At 54.8% G+C, this 22307-nt stretch carries 23 protein-coding genes; 12 read left to right on the top strand and 11 right to left on the bottom strand.

From position 1 onward, the window contains the following. Position 1: 1 nt before the first annotated feature. On the bottom strand, positions 2–1312 hold the full coding sequence (locus PLU01S_RS00220) for an MFS transporter (protein ID WP_010796267.1): 1311 nt from the start codon (positions 1310–1312) through the stop codon (positions 2–4). 539 nt (positions 1313–1851) lie between these two features. Here PLU01S_RS00220 and PLU01S_RS00225 point away from each other — a divergent pair. From PLU01S_RS00225 to PLU01S_RS26380, 6 genes are all read left to right on the top strand, one after another. Further along, positions 1852–2250 (top strand): acyl-CoA thioesterase, encoded by a 399-nt coding sequence (locus PLU01S_RS00225; RefSeq protein ID WP_037030601.1) that lies wholly within the window; start codon positions 1852–1854, stop codon positions 2248–2250. Positions 2251–2427: 177 nt separating this feature from the next. Next, entirely contained in the window at positions 2428–2925 is a 498-nt protein-coding gene (locus PLU01S_RS00230; protein ID WP_139208651.1) for a hypothetical protein, read from the top strand. A gap of 74 nt (positions 2926–2999) precedes the next feature. After that, positions 3000–3701: a hypothetical protein gene (locus PLU01S_RS00235; protein ID WP_074820853.1), complete on the top strand. Its 702-nt coding sequence runs from the start codon at positions 3000–3002 to the stop codon at positions 3699–3701. Between the two features lie 262 nt (positions 3702–3963). Further along, on the top strand, positions 3964–4281 hold the full coding sequence (locus PLU01S_RS00240) for a lysozyme family protein (RefSeq protein WP_083397798.1): 318 nt from the start codon (positions 3964–3966) through the stop codon (positions 4279–4281). Continuing rightward, positions 4274–4546: a lysozyme inhibitor LprI family protein gene (locus PLU01S_RS00245; protein WP_074820857.1), complete on the top strand. Its 273-nt coding sequence runs from the start codon at positions 4274–4276 to the stop codon at positions 4544–4546. The genes PLU01S_RS00240 and PLU01S_RS00245 overlap by 8 nt, the downstream gene beginning before the upstream one ends. Further along, the gene (locus tag PLU01S_RS26380) at positions 4536–4706 is read left to right on the top strand and encodes a lysozyme inhibitor LprI family protein (protein WP_353681960.1); all 171 of its coding nucleotides are present in this window, start codon (positions 4536–4538) and stop codon (positions 4704–4706) included. Before PLU01S_RS00245 ends, PLU01S_RS26380 begins: the two co-directional genes overlap by 11 nt. A gap of 92 nt (positions 4707–4798) precedes the next feature. Here the strand turns inward: PLU01S_RS26380 and PLU01S_RS00255 are convergent, their stop codons facing one another. Further along, on the bottom strand, positions 4799–5470 hold the full coding sequence (locus tag PLU01S_RS00255) for a uracil-DNA glycosylase family protein (RefSeq protein ID WP_074820860.1): 672 nt from the start codon (positions 5468–5470) through the stop codon (positions 4799–4801). 195 nt (positions 5471–5665) lie between these two features. On the opposite strand from PLU01S_RS00255, the gene PLU01S_RS00260 reads away from it, so the two are divergent. Then, positions 5666–6043, top strand: coding sequence for a glutaredoxin family protein (locus tag PLU01S_RS00260; RefSeq protein ID WP_010796292.1), 378 nt, complete (start codon positions 5666–5668; stop codon positions 6041–6043). A gap of 53 nt (positions 6044–6096) precedes the next feature. On the opposite strand, the gene PLU01S_RS00265 is transcribed toward PLU01S_RS00260, so the two are convergent. The 5 genes from PLU01S_RS00265 to PLU01S_RS00285 form a co-directional block, all read right to left on the bottom strand. Beyond that, complete coding sequence (locus tag PLU01S_RS00265) at positions 6097–6648, bottom strand: DUF3299 domain-containing protein (protein ID WP_019367492.1); 552 nt, start codon at positions 6646–6648, stop codon at positions 6097–6099. A 78-nt stretch (positions 6649–6726) separates the two neighbouring features. Further along, a complete protein-coding gene (locus tag PLU01S_RS00270; RefSeq protein WP_010796294.1) occupies positions 6727–6975 on the bottom strand; it encodes a GlsB/YeaQ/YmgE family stress response membrane protein in 249 nt (82 codons plus the stop codon). Between the two features lie 140 nt (positions 6976–7115). Beyond that, the gene (locus PLU01S_RS00275; protein ID WP_074820861.1) at positions 7116–8198 is read right to left on the bottom strand and encodes a 5-(carboxyamino)imidazole ribonucleotide synthase; all 1083 of its coding nucleotides are present in this window, start codon (positions 8196–8198) and stop codon (positions 7116–7118) included. Continuing rightward, positions 8198–8689 (bottom strand): 5-(carboxyamino)imidazole ribonucleotide mutase, encoded by a 492-nt coding sequence (purE, locus tag PLU01S_RS00280; RefSeq protein ID WP_074820863.1) that lies wholly within the window; start codon positions 8687–8689, stop codon positions 8198–8200. The genes PLU01S_RS00275 and purE overlap by 1 nt, the downstream gene beginning before the upstream one ends. A 207-nt stretch (positions 8690–8896) precedes the next feature. Further along, complete coding sequence (locus PLU01S_RS00285) at positions 8897–9805, bottom strand: LysR substrate-binding domain-containing protein (protein ID WP_074821665.1); 909 nt, start codon at positions 9803–9805, stop codon at positions 8897–8899. Positions 9806–9973: 168 nt separating this feature from the next. On the opposite strand from PLU01S_RS00285, the gene aspA reads away from it, so the two are divergent. The 3 genes from aspA (at position 9974) to PLU01S_RS00305 (ending at position 14219) form a co-directional block, all read left to right on the top strand. Then, complete coding sequence (gene aspA, locus PLU01S_RS00290) at positions 9974–11404, top strand: aspartate ammonia-lyase (RefSeq protein ID WP_074820866.1); 1431 nt, start codon at positions 9974–9976, stop codon at positions 11402–11404. Between the two features lie 404 nt (positions 11405–11808). Then, a complete protein-coding gene (locus tag PLU01S_RS00300; RefSeq protein ID WP_074820872.1) occupies positions 11809–13224 on the top strand; it encodes an alanine/glycine:cation symporter family protein in 1416 nt (471 codons plus the stop codon). Beyond that, positions 13221–14219 (top strand): asparaginase, encoded by a 999-nt coding sequence (locus tag PLU01S_RS00305; RefSeq protein ID WP_074820875.1) that lies wholly within the window; start codon positions 13221–13223, stop codon positions 14217–14219. The genes PLU01S_RS00300 and PLU01S_RS00305 overlap by 4 nt, the downstream gene beginning before the upstream one ends. A gap of 46 nt (positions 14220–14265) precedes the next feature. On the opposite strand, the gene PLU01S_RS00310 is transcribed toward PLU01S_RS00305, so the two are convergent. Next, positions 14266–15477 (bottom strand): YeeE/YedE family protein, encoded by a 1212-nt coding sequence (locus tag PLU01S_RS00310; protein ID WP_074820878.1) that lies wholly within the window; start codon positions 15475–15477, stop codon positions 14266–14268. A 245-nt stretch (positions 15478–15722) separates the two neighbouring features. Here PLU01S_RS00310 and PLU01S_RS00315 point away from each other — a divergent pair, with 245 nt between their 5' ends. Continuing rightward, entirely contained in the window at positions 15723–17729 is a 2007-nt protein-coding gene (locus PLU01S_RS00315; protein ID WP_074820881.1) for a putative bifunctional diguanylate cyclase/phosphodiesterase, read from the top strand. 23 nt (positions 17730–17752) lie between these two features. Here PLU01S_RS00315 and oadA read toward each other — a convergent pair whose 3' ends face one another. After that, a complete protein-coding gene (gene oadA, locus PLU01S_RS00320) occupies positions 17753–19558 on the bottom strand; it encodes a sodium-extruding oxaloacetate decarboxylase subunit alpha (RefSeq protein ID WP_074820884.1) in 1806 nt (601 codons plus the stop codon). 11 nt (positions 19559–19569) lie between these two features. After that, positions 19570–20985, bottom strand: a complete 1416-nt coding sequence (locus PLU01S_RS00325) for an acetyl-CoA carboxylase biotin carboxylase subunit (protein ID WP_010796304.1) — start codon at positions 20983–20985, stop codon at positions 19570–19572. A gap of 152 nt (positions 20986–21137) precedes the next feature. Here PLU01S_RS00325 and PLU01S_RS00330 point away from each other — a divergent pair, with 152 nt between their 5' ends. Next, on the top strand, positions 21138–22091 hold the full coding sequence (locus PLU01S_RS00330; protein ID WP_074820887.1) for a LysR family transcriptional regulator: 954 nt from the start codon (positions 21138–21140) through the stop codon (positions 22089–22091). Here PLU01S_RS00330 and PLU01S_RS00335 read toward each other — a convergent pair. Further along, positions 22063–22254: a PA3496 family putative envelope integrity protein gene (locus tag PLU01S_RS00335; protein WP_010796306.1), complete on the bottom strand. Its 192-nt coding sequence runs from the start codon at positions 22252–22254 to the stop codon at positions 22063–22065. The genes PLU01S_RS00330 and PLU01S_RS00335 overlap by 29 nt on opposite strands. Positions 22255–22307 lie beyond the last annotated feature (53 nt).

The raw sequence follows: 22307 nt of genomic DNA on the forward strand, positions 1-22307 counted from the left end.
ATCAGGCCGCAACCGGTACGACACGGCGCTCCTGGCTAAGCAGCCAGGCGCCCACCAGCATGCCCAGAATGGCCAGGCCGACCACGTAATAGGCCGGCCCCAAAGGGTGCTGCTTGAGCATCAGCGTCACGATCATCGGCGTCAGGCCGCCAAAGATGGCATAGGCCAGGTTATAGGAGAACGACAGGCCCGAGAAACGTACCTCGGCCGGGAACGCCAGTACCATGACACGCGGTACGCTCCCGATCACTCCAACCGACAAGCCTGCCAGCGCATACAGCGGGAACAGCCATTCCGGATGCGTCTTTAGGCTGGCGTACATCGTCCAGGATATGATTCCCAGGAGCGCACCGCCGATCAAAAAGATCCGTCCGCTGCCAAAGCGGTCAGACAGCGAGCCCGATATGATGCAACCCACGGTCAGGAACACGATTGCCAGGCTATTGGCTCTGAGCGCTACCGCAGCAGAGAAGCCATATTGAGTCTGCAACAGCGTGGGCGTCATGAGAATAACGACCACGATACCGGCGGTCAGCATCCAGGTCAGCAGCATGGATACGACAACGGCTCCCCGGTGATCACGCAGGACCGCCTTGAGCGGCACTTCACTGGCCAGCGACTTGCGTAGCTGAAGCTCGGCGAAGACCGGGGTCTCATGCAGCCAACGGCGTAAATACACCGAAAATAATCCGAATACGCCACCGATCAGGAAAGGAAAACGCCACGCATAATCGTGCACTTCAACGGGCGTAAATACGGTATTGATCAGCGTCGCCATCAGCGAGCCGAGCAGGATGCCAAAGGTCAACCCGGCCGTCAGCGTACCGCAGGCATAGCCTACGTGGCGGTTCGGGACATGTTCGGCCACGAACACCCACGCACCCGGCACCTCACCGCCAATGGCAGCCCCCTGGATGATGCGCAACAGCAATAGTAGCAGCGGTGCAGCAATGCCGATCTGGGCGTATGTTGGCATCAGGCCCATGCCCAGCGTGGGCAGCGCCATCATGAAGATGCTGAGCGTAAACATCTTCTTGCGTCCCAAGAGATCGCCAAAGTGGGCCATGATTACGCCCCCCAGCGGACGTGCCAGATAGCCCGCGGCAAAGATGCCGAAGGTCTGGATCTGGCGCAGCCACTCGGGCATCTCGGCAGGAAAGAACAACTTGCTTACTACGGCGGCGAAAAACACGAAGATCACGAAGTCGTAAAATTCGAGCGCGCCACCCAAGGCGGACAAGGAAAGGGTCTTATAGTCACTGCGCCCTAACGGGCGTGATTCGGGCAAGGCGGAATGGGATTGCGGTCTCATGGCTCAAGTCTCGTTAGAATTATATGCACACGTTCGCGCTAGACCGTGGAACCTGGACAAGCAGGGTTTTCCCGCACACAGGTTCGAGCTACACCGGTGAACGTCTCCCCTAGTTAAGCAGGGAGGCCGTAAATCCGCACGAGGCGGAGACGAGACATTAATACAAGAGCGAGAACCAGGGAAATGAAAAGCCGTGTGAGCACTGGGCCGTGATACGTTCGCTCCGTCATCTTGTGGACAACATTGCGAACCTGGCCCGAACCGGTTGAACGCAAACCATCACCTGTGTAGCCATGACACGGCCCGGTCGGGTCTGTCATGTGCAAACCTGCACGATATCAAATTCAAATACCGACGCCCAAGCCGTTCGGCGAATTTATTTAAACTGTCAACACCCTGTCGTACCTGACCGGCACAGTCTATATACTGCCCAGGATCAGACGACATTCGACACGCCCGGTCAGGTTGGCCATATTCTTGCTTTAAAAGGTCTCCCAGCCATCAAAATTGAAAAGGGCTCCAGGGGCGCCCCGCGCATGATTGAAGAACTCGAACAAGAAGATCCAATACCTCAAGGCGATCTGGCCATGCAGATCACCGCACTCCCACGCGAAACGAACGGGTTTGGCGATATCTACGGCGGCTGGCTCGTCGCCCAGATGGACCTGGCCGGCACGTCCATGGCCAGTCGAATCGCTCAGGGTCGCGTCGCCACGGTTGCTATCGACCGCATGGCATTTCTCGTCCCGGTTCCGGTGGGTGCGCAGCTTTCTTTCTATACCCAGGCGCTGGAAGTCGGTCGTAGTTCGATTCGCATGATGGTTGAAGTCTGGAGCGATGACCCTCTCTCCAACGAATGGAGCAAGGTGACCGAAGCCGCCTTCGTTTTTGTCGCCATCGACGGCAGCGGCCGTACCCGCTCCGTTCCTCGCCGCTAGATTCTGCGAAAAAAACGGTCAGCCAAGGGTGTTTTTTGTTAAGCGCCCTATGCAAAGCACGTCACGCTTGGTAGCAGTTTGCCCACTCTAGACGCAACGGTTGCTACAGGTAACCGTTCGTCTCGGTAACAAATACCGCTGGGTCATCAATTCTTCTAAATGTTCAAACGGTCACATTTGCCGTATGACACTGAGCCAACACTGGCACCGCAGAAAGGACTAAACATACGCAAGGCTGCTATAGGTTCAGATAAAAACTTGCTTACAGGACTAATACCTGTAGATGTAACTTTTACTTTAGAAACAGATACTGGTCGTTATTGCAAGATCAAAGAATTTATTTCAGGTCAAGACATCCTTCCCCTTAAAGAAGACTGCATAAAGAATATTAGCGGTTATGTATATAAAGAATTTCTGCAGGCCAGTAGAATCCCGCCTACGCTAAACGATATTCATGTTCTGGATTCGCCCCACCCTATAAGGGCCGGAGAAATCATAGGACATTTAGGTATCTATCAAAACCACGACGATACTGCTGCTGAACCCATGTTCCATTTGGAAGTGTTTAGCTGCGAAGACGTCCCTGCGTTCATAGAAAAACCAAAGCTGCAGCAGCGAGCCTTCCTGATGATAAAAAGAATTTACTTAAAATTCACAAGGGGGCTAGTAAATTAATAAGTCATCGCTCTGATATTAGCGCTTCTAATCCTCCCAAGCTTTCGGATACAGGGACGGTAATTGGGGTAGACATGATTTTTAATCTTGAGGTACTCAATAATTATCCTCAAGATCGAAAGATTACAGTAACCGAAACATCGCCAGGTAGTACAACTAACAAGACTAGAACTTGGTGGCGCCTAGATAATATCTTAGCGGACCAGCAGGGAAACAAAATTAGTGGATGGCTTACAGAACAGTCCGAACTTACTACGCGTCATAGCCCTTGGGAATGGGAAGGATTTGACTTTATTAGCGAGACGCCGTGCAACTTGGACCATCTAGCCTGCCACTTTGATAATTCGGGCCAGCTAGATGAGAGCGAGCAGGCAGATTATGCGGCACGTATCGATCTTTCGGATAATGGCCCAATTAAAGAACGTCTCTATAACATCATAGATATTGACAATGACAAAAAGCTTACCCCTGAAGAAATTAAAATTGCTTTAGCTTTCCCTTGGAGCGCTCAATCCATTTCTTTTCTATTAACCCATTATGAAAGCGAATGGTTTTTCAGTAATGAAAAATGGAGCGAACTAAATAAAATTATATACAAAGAAGAATTAAATAATGATTGGGAAATTGAAAAAATACGTATCGAAAGCTGCTCATGGTGGCAAAGTTTAGCTCGTAACCTTAATTTTCCACAAAACGCTAAAATCTGGCACTTTCATTTGCATAGTTTATTAGCAAATTTTTCATCTAAACAAAGTCCTGTAGTACGAGCAGGGTAACTTTTGTTGCTGAAGGCAATGATATCCCCGGATCTCCTTGGTTCAGTAGAACTATACACTGGCCTGGAAATGAACTTTCAGGAGTAACGCTTGGACGAGGTTATGATATGGGTTCAAGAAGCCAAGTGGAAATTTACAATCATATGATTAGTGCAGGCATCGACCATGAAAAGGCTAACAAAATCTCCCTAGCCCATGGAAAACAGGAAACAGTGCGAACGAATTTGTAAGCGAATACAAATCTGACATTGGCACCATAACTATGGACCAGCAGATAAATCTTTTCAATATTATCTATCCTGATTATTTAGAAAGAGCAAGAAACAATTATAATACTTGGACAGTAGATGAGGTGGAAAGAACCCCTTGGGAAAATCTTGATATTGCCATTAGAGAAATACTGGTAGACTTTGTATACCAAGGATTCACTAAAGGGCCGGCCCCAATGAAAGCTGGAATGCTTAACAATAGGGACATTCTCATTCATTACATAGAAAACAATCAAACAATGAGACAATATGAGCCGGCAAGACATAGAGCAAACTATCTAAGAAACCATGGAAATAACCGTAATGAATAAAATTTTTCCCCTTGTGATTATTGCTCTCTTTTTGCCAAAAGCAAAAGCTCAAGAAGACCTTAGCACAACATGCGCTAATATAGAGAATACTCAACAAATTTTTAAATGTTCTAAACTTGATTATTCCAGAGCCGACAGGGAACTAAATGAAACTTACAAAAATCTCATAGAAGAAATAAAAAAGGAGAACAAACCTTCAGTAGGTATAGGAGACTCCTTAATAAAAAAAACTAATAACCTCACAGAGAACTTGGATAAAACTTAGAGACGCTGACTGTGAATTAAAGACTTTTGAAATAAAAGAGGGAACGCTAGCTCATGAAACGGAAACAAATAAATGCAAAACAGATTTAACCAAAAAAAGAATAAGCTTACTTTTAGAGTTACGCCCAAAAAATAACACACATCAAAACAAACCATATTAATTTCAGTTATTAAGCAGCATTACTTAATTGTACTACTTCCTCCATTATATAAGTTATATTATATTAATAGTCTAAAGCTGAATAGATAATTATTATTCCGGAAGCTCTTGAAGTCTCTTTTTTAAAAGCCCCGGAAACTTATCAAACCATGCCTGATTCAAGGGCGAGGGATGTGGAAGTGGGTATAGCGTAAACACGTGCCCTTTCCCCTCCTCTGCTGTCAGCGTGGCCTCGGTATGGTTTGTAAAACGATCTTCGCTTTTCCAGAAGGCTTCCAGGCGTTGTTTCTCTTCTTTGGGCTGGTCGATGGCAAACCAGAGAAAGGCCTCGCGGCCGAAAGTGATGATGGTACGGCCATGCCACTGTTCGATTAATAACTGTCGCATGAGTGGGTGAAAGCGTTTCTTGATTTTTTCGGACCAGGCTTTATTGCCGATGGGCTTATACGGCACGGTGTTGGCCCAGAAAAACTCCTGGCTCAGGGAGCGGCCCGCGTCAAAGTCTGGCATGGGCTTGCCATGCAAGTGCTCATAAATGACCTTGCGAGCGATCTGTCCGCCGGCACCGATAAAGGGTTCGCCGTATTTGACCTCATCACGCCCCGGATCCCGGCCAAAGAAACCAACAGGTGCATCCTTACGCCCCAAGCCAATAATGGGATCCAGTGGATCCTTTTGGTACTTCTCATAGACCTCTGTATCGATGCCTTCAATGGTGCTAGCGATCTCACGAAAGGCTTGTTGCATCTTTGGGTCGAGAGGCATAGGACATCCTTAGTAATCGGCTTCTTGTTTATGTGACCGATCAGAAAGGCAAAGAATTCATGGGTTCGGGTAGCGCTCCGCCCCATACCCATTTTCTCAATCGCATCGATAGCAGCTTCACGCCGACCAATTGCCGTTCCGTTACGGTGCAATGGGGTAAACTCCCCCGCCTCACATCTATAGGGATAGCCATACATGTTGATCAAGGCGCTGCGAATTGGCCTGGGCCAAACCATTGTTGGGCTGGATCTGCTGACACGCCCGCGTAAGCTCAAGCGAAGCGCCGAAGCGCAGAAGCAGGTAGAAGAGCAAACAGCCGGACTTGCGCTGTATCAGTTTCAGGCATGTCCATTCTGCGTAAAGACGCGCCGAGCCATGCACAAGCTGAACCTGCCCATTGCTCTACGTGACGTCAAGAAGGATCCGGAGCACCGCGAAGCCTTGTTGGCAGGTGGCGGACGTATCAAGGTGCCTTGCCTCCGGATCGAGGAAGAAGGCCGTACCGCCTGGATGTATGAGTCCAACGATATCATTGCGTATCTGAACAAACGTTTCGCGCCCGCGAGCCGCTAAATAAAAAAGCCCGATCATGTCGGGCTTTTTTATAGCTTTATCGCTTGCACTGATTACAGATCGGCTTCTTCTACTTTACGGACTTTAGTAGCGTCGATGGCATATGAGGCTTCGGCCAGATCGTTATCCACCTTTTCGATCTTCATCGCCCCTATAACCCAATAAGGCTCGTAGATATCCGGTAAGGGAACGCCCTTTGGAAAGCGCACCAGTACGATCTGGTTAGGCGGTGGCGGTGGAACATGGATGCAGGCACCTGGATAGGGCACCAGGAAAAATTCAGTGAAATTGCCTTTGCTGTTGCTTTCCAGCGGAACCGGATAACCGCCCAGGCGAATTGTCTTCCCATTCATGGCAGCCACTGTGCGCGTGGAATGCATGACGGCCGGCAGGTTGCTGTCTTTTTGCTTGAGTCCGCCCTTGCTCTCAAAACCGCCTGGTAATTCGGGCGTGTCATGGGTGATCTCGGGCATGTCTTCCAGTGCCTTGCGATCCGATTCTGGCATGAGGGCCAGCCAATCGGTCTCAGGCGGCTCGCCTTCTCGGGCTACGGCAGTTGTAATCTGGGAAAAAAGAAGCAGTACGGCGAGGATGAGATAGCGCATGGCAAGAAGAGTATCGGGCAATTGGGTTGCACTAGTGTGAAGCTTCTTGGCATTGAACCCAACTGCCCGGACGGGAAATTAACGACGCTTGGTCACCATACCCCAGATGAACAGGACGATGATGGCACCGACGACTGCTCCAATGAAACCGGCGCCCTCGCCTGCACGGTAGATACCGATAGCCTGACCGCCGTAGGTGGCAACCAGCGAGCCGACGATACCCAGGATGATCGTCATGATCCAACCCATGCTGTCGTCGCCAGGCTTGAGGAAACGTGCGATCAAGCCAACGATGAGGCCGATGATGATGGTTCCAATAATGCCCATGAATCTTTCCCCTTCTGTGGTTTGCTCGATACGGCATGTGCCGCTTGCTTAATCCGACAGCAAGAAAAACGCAGGGGTTCAGCGAATTTTTATCAAGCGAAGCGGAACTCGGACCCTCGTGCGAAGAGGGCCCGTTTCGGTCACGCTTTAATCAAGGTTTCGACGTCAGCAATACGTGCCCTTAATGTGGCCGCATCGCTGCAACGCAGTGTGGCATGCCCAACCTTGCGGCCCGCCTTGAATGACTTGCCATAATGATGCAGGTGACAATCGTCGATTTGCAGAACCTGCTCCACGGCCGGGACCTTGCCGATGAAGTTAAGCATGGCGCTCTCACCTACCTTCGCGGTTGAGCCCAGCGGCAATCCAGCCACAGCGCGCAGATGGTTCTCGAACTGGCTGCTTTCGCTGCCCTCGATGGTCCAATGACCAGAGTTATGCACACGAGGAGCAATCTCATTGGCTTTCAGCCCACCATCGACCTCAAAGAACTCGAACGCCAGCACGCCGACATAATCGAGCTTGTCGAGTACACGGCCTACGTAGTCCTCCGCCAGCGCCTGCAAGGGATGATCTGTACTAGCAATAGACAGCCGCAGGATTCCGCTTTCATGGGTGTTGTGTACCAGTGGATAGAAACGTGTCTCGCCGTTACGAGCACGTACGGCAATCAACGATACCTCGCCAGTAAACGGCACAAAGCCTTCAAGAATGCACGGTACACTACCCAGCTCGGCAAAGGCGCCTTCGACATCCGCCTGGCTGCGCAGGACCTTCTGACCCTTGCCGTCATACCCTAGGGTACGTGTCTTCATCACAGCCGGCAGACCGATGCGTACGGCGGCAGCGTCAAGGTCAGCCTGGGATTGGATGTCGGCAAACTCAGGCGTCGGGATGCCCAGATCCTTGAACATGGTTTTTTCGAACCAGCGATCACGGGCGATACGCAAGGCTTGCGCCGAGGGAAAAACCGGAACGAACTGGGATAGGAACGCGACGGTTTCAGCGGGCACACTCTCGAATTCGAATGTGACCAGATCGACCTCATCCGCCAGCTGACGCAGATGATCCTGGTCGCTGTAGTCGGCTCGAATGTGCTCGCCCAATGCGGCAGCGCAGGCATCCGGAGCAGGGTCCAGAAATGCAAAATCCATACCCAGCGGAGTACCCGCCAGCGCCAGCATGCGGCCCAGTTGGCCACCGCCGATGACTCCGATTTTCATCAGGCTTCCCTCGGATCCGGATTGTCCAGAACGGTACGCGTCTGCTCCTCACGGAAGCGATTCAGCGCCTCGTGATACTCGGGATACTTGCTGCCCAGAATACTGGCCGACAACAGCGCCGCGTTGATCGCGCCCGCCTTACCGATGGCCAGGGTGGCGACAGGAACGCCCGCGGGCATCTGTACGATCGACAGGAGTGAGTCGACGCCTGACAGCATGGAAGACTGCACCGGCACGCCCAGTACAGGCAAATGCGTCTTGGCTGCACACATACCTGGCAGGTGTGCTGCACCGCCTGCGCCTGCAATGATGACCTCGATGCCGCGCCCCGCCGCTTCTTCAGCGTACTGGAACAGCAGGTCGGGAGTCCGGTGGGCAGAGACCACCTTCACTTCAAAGGGAATGCCCAGCTTTTCCAGCATGTCGGCGGTGTGGCTCAAGGTAGACCAGTCGGACTTGGAGCCCATGATCACGCCTACGAGTGCGCTCATCGTCGTGCCTCTTGTCAGGCGCCCGCAGGCGCATCAGAAACCAACAAGCCACGTCGGAGGACCGCACGTGGCTTGTATATGCAGACCGGTATGTAGACCGGCCTCAAGGGCCACTGAGTATACCGTAAAGCCAGACCGGACAAAGGGGTTGAACGACCTTTTATAGCGACGGGCTATTTCATGTCTGGCCGCCTGTCCAGAGGCACTTCACGCAGTCGTCCCGGCGCCTGCTTCGAGCTTGCGCCATAACAGCCTCACCGCTGCCTTGCGCACGAGCGAGCAGCGATACAGGCGAATCTCCAGTGGAATCTGCCATTGCTCACCGCCACAGGGTACTAGCTCTCCCCGGGAGAGCTCAGCGGTCACACTCAGCTGCGGAACCCAGGCAATACCCAGCCCCTGCAAGGCCATGCTCTTGAGGCTATCGGCCATGGCCGTCTCGTAGACAGTGGTATAGCGCAGCTTGCGCTGACGTAGCAGCAAATTGACCGAGCGCCCGAGAAAGGCCCCGGCACTATAGGCAAGCAAGGGAAAGTTCTGCCCACTCTCCAGGTCGTACAACGGCGAGCCGTCTTCCCTGGCTGCGCAAACGGGTAGCATTGAGGTCAGCGCCAGATGAATGGAGGGAAAGATCTCCGGGTCCATCTGCAAGGCGGCGTCGGGATCGTAAAACGCCATCATGAGATCGCAGCCGCCTTCCCTCAAGGCATGAACCGCTTCGCCGACGTTAGTGGCAATCAGGCGACTCGCAATGTTGAGCCCTTCGCTTCGCAGACGAGCAATCCATCCCGGAAAGAACCCCAGCGCCAGGGAGTGTGCCGCCGCAAATTGCAGCACCTCGCCCTGCCCGCCTTCCAAGTGATGAAGGTGGCGGATCACTTCGCCAAGCTGCTCCACCACACTGCGCGCGGTGACCAGAAAGAGCTGTCCGGACTCGGTCAGCGATACTGGTGTACGCGATCGGTCAATCAGGGTCAGCCCCAGGCTTTGCTCCAGGCTGCGAATGCGTCGGCTGAACGCAGGTTGAGTCACGAAGCGGCGCTCGGCCGCCTGGGAAAAACTATGGGTGGCAGCCAGGGCAATAAAGTCTTCAAGCCATTTCAGTTCAAGGTTCATGGTCATACTCAAGGGGATGGATACGCCTGCCGATCCTGACGCGTCACATCACATCATATGCAATTTCGGCATAGGGTGCGCCGATACAGCATTGGTCAGCGTCTGGCTGGAAGCCTTATTGTATAACGCATCAGGCTTTTGCCACCCACCGGGAAGTGATCCCCTATCATGTCCGAATCTGCATTATCTCGCCTCGAAAAAGATCTGCTTGGTACCCTCGAAGTCCCCGCTGAAGCCTATTACGGCATTCAGACGCTGCGTGCGGTCAACAACTTCCGCCTCTCCGGCGTTACGCTGTCTCACTACCCCAAGCTGGTCGTTGCGCTGGCGATGGTGAAGCAGGCCGCTGCCGAGGCGAACTATCGCCTGGGCTATCTGCCGGGAGACAAGTACGAAGCCATCGTGATGGCCTGTACCAAGATCATCAACGGTGAATACCACGACCAGTTCGTGGTGGACATGATTCAGGGTGGCGCGGGTACGTCCACCAATATGAACGCCAACGAGGTTATCGCCAACGTAGCGCTGGAAGTCCTCGGTCATGGCAAGGGTGAATACAAATACCTGCACCCGAATAATGATGTAAACATGGCGCAGTCCACTAACGATGCCTACCCAACAGCGATCCGCCTGGGTTTGCTGCTGGGCCATGACACCCTGCTCTCTAGCCTGGAGAACCTGATCGAGTCGCTGTCAGGCAAGGCGGTGGAATTCGCCAGTGTTCTGAAGATGGGTCGTACCCAGCTTCAGGACGCTGTACCGATGACCCTCGGCCAGGAGTTCCGTGCCTTCGCTACTACGCTGGGCGAGGATCTGGGCAAATTGAAAACCATTGCGCCGGACCTGCTGACCGAAGTGAACCTGGGTGGTACGGCTATCGGTACCGGCATTAATGCGGACCCTGGTTATCAAACCCTGGCCGTGCGCAGCCTGGCTGAAATCAGTGGCCAACCGCTCAAGCCTGCCGCCGATCTGATCGAGGCCACCTCCGACATGGGTGCCTTCGTACTGTTCTCCGGCATGCTCAAGCGCCTGGCGGTCAAGCTGTCCAAGATCTGCAACGACTTGCGCCTGCTCTCCAGCGGCCCGCGTACCGGCATCAACGAGATCAATCTGCCAGCCCGCCAGCCAGGCAGTTCGATCATGCCGGGTAAAGTGAATCCCGTTATTCCAGAAGCCGTTAATCAGGTCGCCTTCGAGGTGATCGGCAATGATCTGGCGCTGACCCTGGCAGCTGAAGGCGGACAGCTTCAGCTTAACGTGATGGAGCCCTTGATCGCCTACAAGATCTTTGACTCGATCCGCCTGCTCAAGCGCGCCATGGACATGCTGCGCGAGCACTGCATCGATGGCATCACGGCCAACGTCGACCGCTGCCGCGAGCTGGTGGAGCATTCCATTGGCCTTGTCACGGCGCTCAACCCATACATCGGCTACGAGAACTCGACCCGTATTGCGCGTATGGCGCTGGAAACCGGCCGTGGTGTGCTGGAGCTGGTCCGAGAAGAAAACCTGCTCGACGAGATGACCCTGGCTGACATTCTGCGCCCGGAAAATATGATCGCTCCGCGCCTGGCGCCGAAAAAACTCAACGCTTAACCGGCGCTCCTCACACCCCCTCGTGAGGAGCTTTGAGCGGGTGCCCTCGGGTGCCCGCTTTTTTTTGAAGCTCTCTAAATCAGGCTTATCAGCCACATACATTATCAAAGGCAGGTGTTTTACCGCTTGCCCGTTGCAACAAGCAGCACTGTTTCAATAGATCCTTTGAGGCAGTTAGATTTGATCTCTTCTCCTCTCTTCTGGATGATACGCGCGCCAACCTTGCCGCCTGCCGTGTTTCCGGCTCGCACACCTTGCGATTTAGGGGTTCTGTCATACCCTTGGGTTGGCACTGAAGGCAGCGGATATCCCATTGATGGATTACCGCTCGCCCACATAATGCCTTGGCCAGGAATTATCCGGAGCCCAGGTGCTTCCATTACTACAATTAGGCGAAAGCACTCATGCTTGATCTCCTGAATGACTTTCTTTGGGGCAAACTGCTCATTGTCGGCCTGATTGGCCTGGGTATTGTCTTTACCTTGTTTTCGGGCTTCGTGCAGTTCCGCTATTTAGGCAGCATGTTCGGCATCCTTGGTGAAGCCTTTCAACGAAAACCCGGCCAGCTGAGTTCCTTCCAGGCGCTGATGCTTAGCGTGGCGGGCCGTGTAGGTGCCGGTAACATTGCAGGGGTTGCGGTTGCCGTTACGCTGGGTGGACCAGGGGCGGTCTTCTGGATGTGGGTAGTAGCCCTGCTGGGTATGGCTACAAGTTATTTCGAATGTGCATTGGCCCAGCTGTACAAGCGTAGCGATGGCAACGGCCTGTACCGGGGCGGCCCTGCTTTCTATATTCAGCATGGCTTGAAGCAGCGCTGGCTGGGTATCCTGTTCTCGATCCTGCTGCTGGTGACGTTTGGTCTGGGCTTCAGCGCACTGCAGTCCTATACGATCGCCTCCTCGCTCTCCGACTCGCTGGGCCTGCCTACACTGGTTACTGGACTGGCCTTCACGGCAGTAATAACCCTGATCATCTTTGGTGGCGTGGTACGGATCGCCAAGGTAGCCGACATTCTGGTACCGGTAATGGCGCTGTCTTACATAGCCATTGCGCTGGGTGTGATCGTTCTACACATTGATCGTGTTCCCGAGGCGTTGACCCTGATCGTACGCAGTGCCTTTGGCCTTGAACCTGCGTTTGCCGGTGGCCTGGGTGCAGCGCTGATGATGGGCGTCAAGCGTGGCCTGTTCTCCAACGAGGCGGGTCTGGGTAGTGCTCCAAACGTGGCCGCCGTAGCGGAAGTTTCCCACCCGGCAGCCCAGGGCGTTGTGCAGTCCTTCAGCGTATTCATTGATACCCTGATCATCTGTACCTCTACCGCACTCATCATCCTGCTGTCTGGCGTCTATGAGCCGGGCGCCGATATCCCCGGTGTTGTTCTGACCCAGACGGCACTGGCCGCGACGGTTGGCGAGTGGGGCCGTGTCTTCATCAGTATCGCCCTGCTGCTGTTCGCCTTCACAACGATCATCTACAACTATTATCTGGGTGAGAATGCCTTGAGCTTCTTCACCAAGAGCCGCGTGGCGCTGATGATCTATCGGATTCTGGTGGTGGCGCTGGTGATCTGGGGCTCACAACAAGACCTGACTACCGTGTTCGGCTTTGCCGACCTCACCATGGGCTTGCTGGCAGTGGTCAACCTGATCTCCCTGGCATTCCTGTTCAAGGTGGGGCTGCGCATCATGCGTGACTATGACCGTCAGATCCGGGCAGGAAACAAGGTTCCAACATTCGACCCCAAAGGCTTTGCCGATCTGGATCTTGATCCGGCGGTCTGGAAAGTTTCTGCCTCGGCCAAGGACATGACAAAGCCATGATTCAAACCGGTCACTCACAACGCCTAATGGTGCTTTATACCGGCGGCACCATCGGCATGCAGGCCACCGAAAACGGTTTGGCGCCGGCCTCAGGCTTTGAGGCACGCATGCGTGCCTTTCTGGCCCAGGCGCCTGAGCGGGCGTTACCGGAGTGGCATTTCCAGGAGGTGCTGCCTCTGATGGACAGCGCCAACATGACGCCAACCTATTGGCTAACGCTCAGTGCAGCTATAGTCGAGGCAGCCGAACAGGGCTACACCGGCGTACTGGTGCTGCATGGAACCGATACGCTGGCCTACACCGCGGCGGCAATGAGTTTTCACCTGCTGGGGCTCGATATTCCTGTTGTACTGACAGGCTCGATGCTTCCGGCCGGCGTACCGGACAGCGACGCCTGGGAAAACCTGGACGGTGCCTTGCAGACGCTTGCAGGCGGTGCCCCCCAGGGCGTGCACGTTTACTTTCACGGCGAGCTGTTACATGCGGCCCGCTGTAGCAAGATTCGCAGCTTTGGCCGTCATCCATTCAAGACACTGGCGCGCCAGCGGCTGGCCCAACCACGTCAGGCTGTACCCGCCGAGCTAAAGGCAGGCCAAGCCAGACAGGTTGCCCAAGTAGCGGTTCTACCACTGTTTCCGGGCATCTCGGCTCAGCACGTATCTGCCCTTGTAGGTACCGGCGTGCAGGGCCTGGTGCTCGAATGCTATGGCAGCGGAACAGGTCCCAGCGACAATGATGCCTTCCTGACCAGCCTGAGCGAAGCGTCTGCCAAGGGCGTTGTACTGCTTGCCGTCACGCAGTGCCACGAAGGGGGCGTCGAACTCGATGTCTACGAGGCAGGCAGCAAGCTGCGTGCCTGCGGCGTTGTGTCGGGTGGCGGCATGACACGCGAGGCGGCTGTCGCCAAACTGCAGGTGCTGATTGGCTCGGGCTTAGCACCTGAACAGATCAACCACTGGCTGCAGCAGGATCTCTGCGGCGAGCTTGGCGAATAAGCCATACGAAAAAGGGCCCCAAAGGGCCCTTTTTTTCACCTACCGCTTAGCAACCGGTCAGCTGAGTAGCAGGACGTTCACCCGGGAAGAACACCGGACGAATACGGACTCCTACGCTGTTGCCGATAAAGGCTGCGACCAGCCACAGCCAGCCATGCAGACTGCCGGAGGCGATACCACTAAAATACGCCCCGATGTTACAACCGTAGGCCAAACGTGCGCCATAGCCCAGGAGCAGGCCCCCTATCATGGCAGCTACCAGCGAGCGCGTCGGAATCTTCAGACTGGGCGCGAAGCGTCCAGCCAGACCCGCAGCAATCAGCGCACCCAGGATGATGCCGAAATTCATCACACTGGTAACATCGAACCACACGGGCTGGCTTAGAGCCTTGGCGTTAGCCGGCAATTGCCAGAAGTCCCAGCTGGCAACATCGATACCTAGCAGCTGAGCGCCTTTGGCACCCCAGACCGCAAAGGCTGACGTGATCCCCCACGGACGACCCGCCAGGGCCAGCGTACAGAAGTTCAGGATCGCCAAGGCAATAGCGCCCCAGACCAGCGGCCACGGCCCACGCAGAAAGCGCGCTGCGCCTTGATGCTCATTGGGTACCGTCGCTTCCAGACTGCCATAGCGACGACGCTCCAGACGCACAGTCATCCAGGCAATAAAGGCAAACAGCGCCAAGCTGACTGCAATACCTGGCACAACGCCCAGGCTGGTCACCAGGGAAATCTTGGGCAATGAAGGCAACGCGAACCACCAGCCCAGATGATGCGTAGCGATAACGGAGCCAATCACGAAGAACAGCAGCGTTACCAGCATACGTGCATTACCACCCCCCACTGTGAACAGGGTACCGGAAGCACAGCCGCCGCCTAACTGCATACCGATGCCAAAAATGAAGGCACCAACTACAACGGAAGTGCCCGCAGGCGATACCAGGCCGGTAACCGGCTGGCCAAATAGCGTACCGGCACCTAGGGCCGGGAAAAACAGCACAACGGCAATGGCCAGCATGAGCATCTGAGCACGCAGGCCCGCGCCACGCCGGTCACGAATGAACACCCGCCAGGCAGACGTGAATCCGAAAGCGGCATGATAAAGCGTCAGCCCCAGTGCACCGCCCAGAATGAACAGTAAGGCTTGCCGTCCGCTGACAGCCATATCCAAAAACACAGCCCCCAGAACCACCAGCCCCAGCGCCACTACTGGCGTGGTGATCTGGCGAGGCGCCGTGGACGTAATAGAAAGGCTCATTGAGAATCCTCGACATCATTAAGCCTGACTATTTTAGTCAAGAATTAGCGCGATACCAATATCTAAATGTCATATCCACCATTAAGACGGCTATTAGTCCGCTGGTCCGGTGAAGATTACAGGACGTGAACTATTTCGCTAAATTTGGTCTTTTGGTGATGGCAAAACGCTACATCCCTAAAAGGCCAGGTGCTGCTCATTCATGAGCTCTACCGTGAGCTTCGCACTTTCAAACAGGTTCCGGCATGACCTTATCCAGCGATCTTGGCAAGCAAATCGAGATTGATATTGCTTATCCGTCTCGCGTGCTGATGTTTAGCGCCATGGTCGAGAATCAATACCAAGACGATATCCACAGGCGACGCAAGCGACATATCTATCGGTCTCACGTAACGGCCTTCTTTGCCTACAACAGCTTTCTTTTCTGTGAATGGCTAATGTTGAAGGACATCTTCTTTCAAGCCGTTCTCTGGCACCTCTTCTGCGCCTCGCTGCCAACACTGGCCTGTCTTTTTACCCTGAAGAAAACGAATTCTTATCGACTCAGGGAGGTCTGTGCCTGGCTGCCCTGCCTTGCAGGATTTATCGCCGCGGTAGCCATTATCCTGTCGTCCTCGTCACCGGACAGAGCCTTGTGTCTGTTTTCACTTCCTTTGATCCTGATCTACGCTAATAACACCACGGCGTTGCCATTCCGATACGCTTTGCCTTTTACGATACTGGTACTTCCAATCATCGTGGGCTGCGCCTTTACCGTAAACATGACCTTTCCCCAAGGGCTGTTTGCTACCTGCATTGCTCTGGTCACCGGTGCCTTTTCCCTACTGGCCAATTTCTGGCTGGAGCGCTCGGAGCGGTATTCCTATCTGCTTAATCTCAGGGAAAAATTGCGTGTTCAGAGTCTTTCCAGTACGAACCGTACCCTGCAGACGCTTTCAGATACCGACTCGCTGACCGGTATCGCCAACCGCCGCTATTTCGTCGCACAACTGGATGATCTATGGAATCGGTACGAAGCAGGCGGTGCGCCTTTCTCTCTGCTGATCCTGGACGTTGACCACTTCAAGCGCTTCAACGATCTGTATGGGCATCCGGCCGGTGATAACTGCCTACAGTGCATTGTTTCTGCCTTGCGTGAGCAGCTGCGTGAAGTCGATCTGCTGGCCCGGTATGGAGGTGAGGAATTTGCCGTTCTTCTGCCTAACTGCACCTTAGAACAGGCCCATATCACGGCCGAGCGCCTGCGGGCCGCCATTGAAACACTGGGCATTCCTCATCAGGCCCGGGGCGATGAGCTGCTCATCGTCTCCATCAGCATTGGCGCAGCGTGCAGCGATCAGGCAGCACCTCAGCCGGATGATCAGTCGCAACTGATCGAGTTCGCCGACCGCGCGCTTTACCGGGCCAAGCGACTGGGCCGCAATCAGATTGCATTGGCCAGCCGAGCGGACAGCCAACTGTTCGAGACTTCCGATGGCCTGCCCGAATTGAAGCCAGCCGACTTGCGTCGCGCTCTGGATGAGGGTCGGTTGTACATGCAGTACCACTCGATCCATGACTGCTCGAGCACTGAAGTCGTCGGCTATGAAGCCCTGCTCCGCTGGGATGACCCGGCCCGGGGTCTGGTATCACCTGACTTTTTCATCCCTCTGGCCGAGCGAAGCGGATTCATCCTGGAGCTGGGCGAGTGGGCCCTGCGTACCGCCTGCCATCAGGCCGTTCAATGGCCAAAGGCCTATTCTCTTTCGGTAAATGTCTCGCCGCTGCAATTCGCCGATCCAAATTTCGCCGCGCGGGTAGCCGAGGTCTTGAGAGAAACCAAGCTGGCGCCTTCACGCCTGATCCTTGAGTTGACCGAAGGTGTTCCCTTGAACATCACCCCACAGGTGCGTGAGACGTTCGCCACCTTGCAAGCGTCCGGTATCCGCCTATCGCTGGATGACTACTGCACTGGACATTCCAATATCGCCTATCTGCTTGCGCTACCGTTCAATACCGTAAAGATCGATTCTTCCATTATTCAGGTGGAAGATGCCGATAAGCGCCGGGCCCTGCTCAAGTCTCTGGTCGACATGAGCAGCGCGTTTGGTGCCAGAATCATTGCTGAGGGTATCGAGACCCAGGAGCACCTGGATCTCTTGTGTGAGCTGGGGTGCGATCTGGCCCAGGGCTTTTTCCTGGCGGAGCCCCTCCTGCCGGAAGCTCTGGCACATCAACACACCCGTTGGACGGCAGAGCGGGCCGCTTTTTAAGCGCTACCAGCTCTGCCGTTGGCTCAAGCCTCGATCTCGACCAGAACCTCGCCTGGATTGACGCGATCGCCTTTCGCCACGTGTACAGCCTTGACGGTTCCGTTGATAGAGGCCTGGATCTCGGTCTCCATTTTCATCGCCTCGGTGATGAGTACCGACTGACCCGCCTTGACCACATCACCTTCCTTGACCAATACATCGACAATATTACCCGGCATAGTCGTACTGACATCCCCTGGCGCGCTGGCTTGACGGCGCTTGCCATCACCGCCCGAAACGTAACTGTTAAGCGGCTCGAAGACCACTTCTTCCGGCATACCATCAATGGACAGATAAAAGTGCCGCTTGCCCTCGCTCTTCAGGCCGATACCAGTGATATCCACCCGATAGCTTTCACCGTGTACATCAATCACGAACTCAGTCGGCACGCCTTCACGCGCCAGAGGCGTACCGCTTCCATCCGGGATGGGCAGCAGTTCTTCAGGCTGCAAGGTTCCGGCTGCACGCTCCTCCAGAAACTTGCGTCCGATATCCGGAAACATGGCAAACGTCAGGACATCTTCCTCGCACCGGGCAAGCTCTCCTGCCTCTCGGCGCAGGTTATCGAGTTCCGGCTTGAGCAAGTCGGCTGGACGTACCTCGATCACTTCTTCATTACCAATGGCTCGCTTGCGCAGCAGCTCGCAGACCTTGCCGGGTGCCTTGCCGTAACGGCCCTGCAGATACAGTTTCACTTCATTAGTGATGGTCTTGTAGCGCTCTCCCGCCAGAACATTGAAAAAGGCCTGGGTACCAACGATCTGCGATGTCGGCGTCACCAGCGGTGGATAACCCAGATCGGCGCGTACACGGGGAATTTCTGCCAGCACATCGCCCATGCGATTGAGTGCACCCTGCTCGCGTAGCTGGTTGGCCAGGTTGGAAATCATCCCGCCCGGCACCTGATTGACCTGTACGCGCGTATCCACTCCCGTAAATTCGCTTTCGAACTGGTGATACTTCTTGCGAACGGCATGGAAGTACAGACCGATCTCCTGCAGCAGCTCAAGGTCCAGCCCCGTGTCATAGGGCGTTCCACGCAACGCGGCAACCATGGATTCGGTCCCCGGATGGCTGGTCCCCCACGCCAGGCTGGAAATAGCGGTATCGATATGATCCGCTCCGTTTTCCACCGCCTTGAGCTGGCACATGGCAGCTACACCGGCAGTATCGTGGGAATGAATGAATACCGGCAGATTCAGGGCCTCTTTCAGGGCCTTTACCAACTCGCCCGTCGCGTACGGTGTGAGCAACCCAGCCATGTCCTTGATCGCAATGGAGTCCACGCCCATGCCCGCCATGGTCCGACCCATCTCGACGAACGCCTCGACGGTGTGTACCGGGCTGGTTGTGTAGGCAATAGTGCCCTGGGCGTGCTTGCCACTTTTCTTGACGGCCTTGATAGCCGTTTCCAGATTGCGCACATCGTTCATGGCATCGAAAATCCGGAAGACGTCGATTCCGTTTTCCGCCGCCTTGGCTATAAAGGCCTCGACCACATCGTCGCTATAGTGGCGATAACCCAACAGGTTCTGGCCCCGCAGCAGCATTTGCAAACGAGTATTGGGCAAGGCAGCCCGCAACGTGCGCAAACGCTCCCACGGGTCTTCTTTCAGAAACCGCACACAGGCATCGAACGTCGCGCCGCCCCAGACTTCCAGTGACCAATACCCGACCCGATCCAGCTTGTCGCAGATGGGCAGCATGTCTTCCGTACGCATGCGCGTTGCCAGCAGGGATTGGTGTGCGTCACGCAACACGGTATCGGTAACAAAGATCTTCTTGGACATTCTTGTTTTCCTCACAGGCCGGCATGGGCGGCAATGGCGGCCGCGATGACCAGGGCCAGTTGCTCGGGGTTACGCTTGATCGAGTACTGCGTCAGCTCTGGATGGCTTTCCACAAAGCTCGTATTGAATTGGCCGCTACGAAATTCCGGGTTGCGCAAAATCGCTTCGTAATAAGGTGCGGTGGTCTTCACACCCTGCACCCGCATGTCATCCAGCGCCCGTAGGCCCCGCTCCAGCGCTTCCTCCCAGGTCAGCGCCCAGACAATCAGCTTCAAGCACATGGAGTCGTAGAACGGTGGAATCACATAGCCGGTATAGATGGCGGTATCCGTGCGCACCCCAGGGCCACCAGGTGCGTAATAGCGGGTGATCTTCCCAAAGCTGGGCAGAAAGTTGTTTTTAGGGTCTTCCGCATTGATACGAAACTGCAGGGCAAATCCACGATGGATGATGTCCTCCTGCTTGACCGACAGCGGTTGTCCAGCGGCAATCCGGATCTGCTCACGAACGATATCGATCCCGGTGATTTCCTCGGTGATCGTATGCTCGACCTGAACCCGGGTATTCATCTCCATGAAGTACACCTCGCCTTCCGCGAGCAGGAACTCCACCGTACCGGCATTCTCGTATCCGACCGCCTTGGCAGCGCGTACCGCCAGATCGCCAATATAGGCACGCTGCTCAGGTGTCAGCTGCGGGCTGGGTGCAATCTCGATGAGCTTCTGGTTGCGGCGCTGGATCGAGCAGTCCCGTTCGAACAGGTGAACGGTATTGCCCAGGCTGTCCGCCAGAATCTGAGCTTCGATATGCTTGGGATTGACGATGCACTTCTCGAGAAATACTTCAGCACTACCAAACGCCTTGGTTGCTTCGGAAATGACGCGGGGATAGGCCTGCTCTAGTTCTTCACGGCTATTACAACGCCGGATACCACGGCCGCCACCACCAGACGTGGCCTTGAGCATCACCGGATAGCCGATGCGCTCTGCTTCGATCAGTGCCTCATTCAGATCGGCTACGTTTCCTTCGGTGCCTGGGGTACAGGGCACGCCTGCTGCAATCATGCTGCGACGCGCCTCGGTCTTGTCTCCCATCCGCCGAATAACTTCAGCACTAGGGCCGACAAATTTGATCCCGCGCTGCGCACAGATCTCTGCCAGCTCAGCATTCTCGGATAAGAAGCCATATCCCGGATGTAACGCATCACACCCAGTCTCAACTGCCAGGTTTACGAGCTTGCGAGGGTTCAAATAGCCTTCGAGCGGATCGCTGCCGATGCTATGTGCTTCATCGGCCCGTTTTACATGCAGCGCATGGCGGTCAGCCTCTGAATAGATAGCTACCGAACGGATACCCATTTCGGCACAGGCACGCACGATACGCACCGCGATTTCGCCACGATTGGCGATGAGGATTTTCTTGATCACACGCTGGCCTCTTGAGCGAGATTAGGAGCCCTTTGGGCATTTGTTCTTGTTCGCTCACAAACCTAGACGGCAATAAGGATTATGGAAAATCAATAATTATTAGCGTATCTATAAGGTATTACTTATAGATCAACGATGAGGTTGGCCCAGCCATGCGTAAACCCTTGATGCGTATCACCTTACGTCAGCTGCAAGTGTTTGAGGCCGTATGCGAGACACGCTCCTACAGCCGTGCAGCTGACGTCATGGCCCTAACGCAACCGGCCGTCAGCCTGCAGATTCGCCAGCTGGAAGAGCTGCTCGGACAACCACTGTTTGAATACAGTGGCAGAACCCTTTACCTGACCGAAGCCGCCGATGCCTTGCTGCGCGCCGGACAGGATATCTTTGGACGCCTCAACAGTCTCGATATGCAGCTCTCCAATCTCCTGGGCTCGCTTCACGGACAACTCCGTCTGGGAGTAGAAACCAGCGCGCAATACCTGGCGCCCCATCTGTTCGCTGCCTTCAAGCAGCAGCACCCGGAGGTCAGTGTTCATCTCTGCGTAGGCAACCACGATCACATGCTCAGACGGCTGTCTGAAAACCGTGACGAAATCATGATCATGTCTCTGGTACCGTCAGACAGAGACCTGGAGTTTCTTCCCTTTCTCAACAACGAGATTGTTGCAGTGGCCGCTCCGGAACATCCTGTCAGCCAAACCGGCAGCCTTACCTTGAAGGATCTGAGCGATTGTCCGCTGCTGGTACGAGAGTCGGGCTCCGGCACCCGTCAGGCGTGTGACGAGTACTTCAAGCAAAAGCGAGCCCACTTTTCAGACGTGCAAGAACTGACCTCGCTGGAAGCCATACGGGAAGGTGTCATTGCCGGATTGGGTATTGCACTGCTTCCACGACTGGCTGTTCACCGAGAGCTTAAGGCTGGCGTACTGTGCGAGCTATCGGTACAGGAGCTTCCACTTTGCCGCAGCTGGTGCGTGGTTCATCCGCGCAGCAAACGCCTGTCTCCTGTGGCACAGGCGTTTTTTAACTTCATTCGGGAAGAACGGAGTCGAATCGCCGCGCTAGCCGAACGAATCAGTGCGCTGAGAGCTGAGCGCTCATAGCGACCGAAGCAGAAAATAGTTCGGGATAATCCGTTAACTCCTGCTCCAGACGTAACTGCTCGTTGCGATCCTCAATGGCACGTCGAAAGGCCATTCGGCGTTGATCCGCCAGTTTACGGCGAGTTTTGGCGTCGAGAAAATCGCTGTCCATAGACATGGCCATACCGTATCTCCCAAGCAAAGGTGGAGCCTTTAGCCTGCTCAGGAAAGATGACG

The organism is Pseudomonas luteola NBRC 103146, assembly GCF_002091675.1.
Taxonomy (GTDB): domain Bacteria; phylum Pseudomonadota; class Gammaproteobacteria; order Pseudomonadales; family Pseudomonadaceae; genus Chryseomonas; species Chryseomonas luteola.

Excerpts from the sequence above, each read along its gene's own strand:
- PLU01S_RS00270 (WP_010796294.1), bottom strand. The coding sequence starts at position 6,975 with ATGGGCATTATTGGAACCATCATCATCGGCCTCATCGTTGGCTTGATC.
- PLU01S_RS00335 (WP_010796306.1), bottom strand. The coding sequence starts at position 22,254 with ATGGCCATGTCTATGGACAGCGATTTTCTCGACGCCAAAACTCGCCGT.
- PLU01S_RS00235 (WP_074820853.1), top strand. The coding sequence starts at position 3,000 with ATGATTTTTAATCTTGAGGTACTCAATAATTATCCTCAAGATCGAAAG.
- PLU01S_RS00245 (WP_074820857.1), top strand. The coding sequence starts at position 4,274 with ATGAATAAAATTTTTCCCCTTGTGATTATTGCTCTCTTTTTGCCAAAA.
- PLU01S_RS00285 (WP_074821665.1), bottom strand. The coding sequence starts at position 9,805 with ATGAACCTTGAACTGAAATGGCTTGAAGACTTTATTGCCCTGGCTGCC.
- PLU01S_RS00265 (WP_019367492.1), bottom strand. The coding sequence starts at position 6,648 with ATGCGCTATCTCATCCTCGCCGTACTGCTTCTTTTTTCCCAGATTACA.
- PLU01S_RS00300 (WP_074820872.1), top strand. The coding sequence starts at position 11,809 with ATGCTTGATCTCCTGAATGACTTTCTTTGGGGCAAACTGCTCATTGTC.
- PLU01S_RS00240 (WP_083397798.1), top strand. The coding sequence starts at position 3,964 with ATGGACCAGCAGATAAATCTTTTCAATATTATCTATCCTGATTATTTA.
- PLU01S_RS00220 (WP_010796267.1), bottom strand. The coding sequence starts at position 1,312 with ATGAGACCGCAATCCCATTCCGCCTTGCCCGAATCACGCCCGTTAGGG.
- PLU01S_RS00260 (WP_010796292.1), top strand. The coding sequence starts at position 5,666 with ATGTTGATCAAGGCGCTGCGAATTGGCCTGGGCCAAACCATTGTTGGG.
- PLU01S_RS00275 (WP_074820861.1), bottom strand. The coding sequence starts at position 8,198 with ATGAAAATCGGAGTCATCGGCGGTGGCCAACTGGGCCGCATGCTGGCG.
- PLU01S_RS00305 (WP_074820875.1), top strand. The coding sequence starts at position 13,221 with ATGATTCAAACCGGTCACTCACAACGCCTAATGGTGCTTTATACCGGC.
- oadA (WP_074820884.1), bottom strand. The coding sequence starts at position 19,558 with ATGTCCAAGAAGATCTTTGTTACCGATACCGTGTTGCGTGACGCACAC.
- PLU01S_RS00255 (WP_074820860.1), bottom strand. The coding sequence starts at position 5,470 with ATGCCTCTCGACCCAAAGATGCAACAAGCCTTTCGTGAGATCGCTAGC.
- PLU01S_RS00330 (WP_074820887.1), top strand. The coding sequence starts at position 21,138 with ATGCGTAAACCCTTGATGCGTATCACCTTACGTCAGCTGCAAGTGTTT.
- PLU01S_RS00315 (WP_074820881.1), top strand. The coding sequence starts at position 15,723 with ATGACCTTATCCAGCGATCTTGGCAAGCAAATCGAGATTGATATTGCT.
- purE (WP_074820863.1), bottom strand. The coding sequence starts at position 8,689 with ATGAGCGCACTCGTAGGCGTGATCATGGGCTCCAAGTCCGACTGGTCT.
- aspA (WP_074820866.1), top strand. The coding sequence starts at position 9,974 with ATGTCCGAATCTGCATTATCTCGCCTCGAAAAAGATCTGCTTGGTACC.
- PLU01S_RS00310 (WP_074820878.1), bottom strand. The coding sequence starts at position 15,477 with ATGAGCCTTTCTATTACGTCCACGGCGCCTCGCCAGATCACCACGCCA.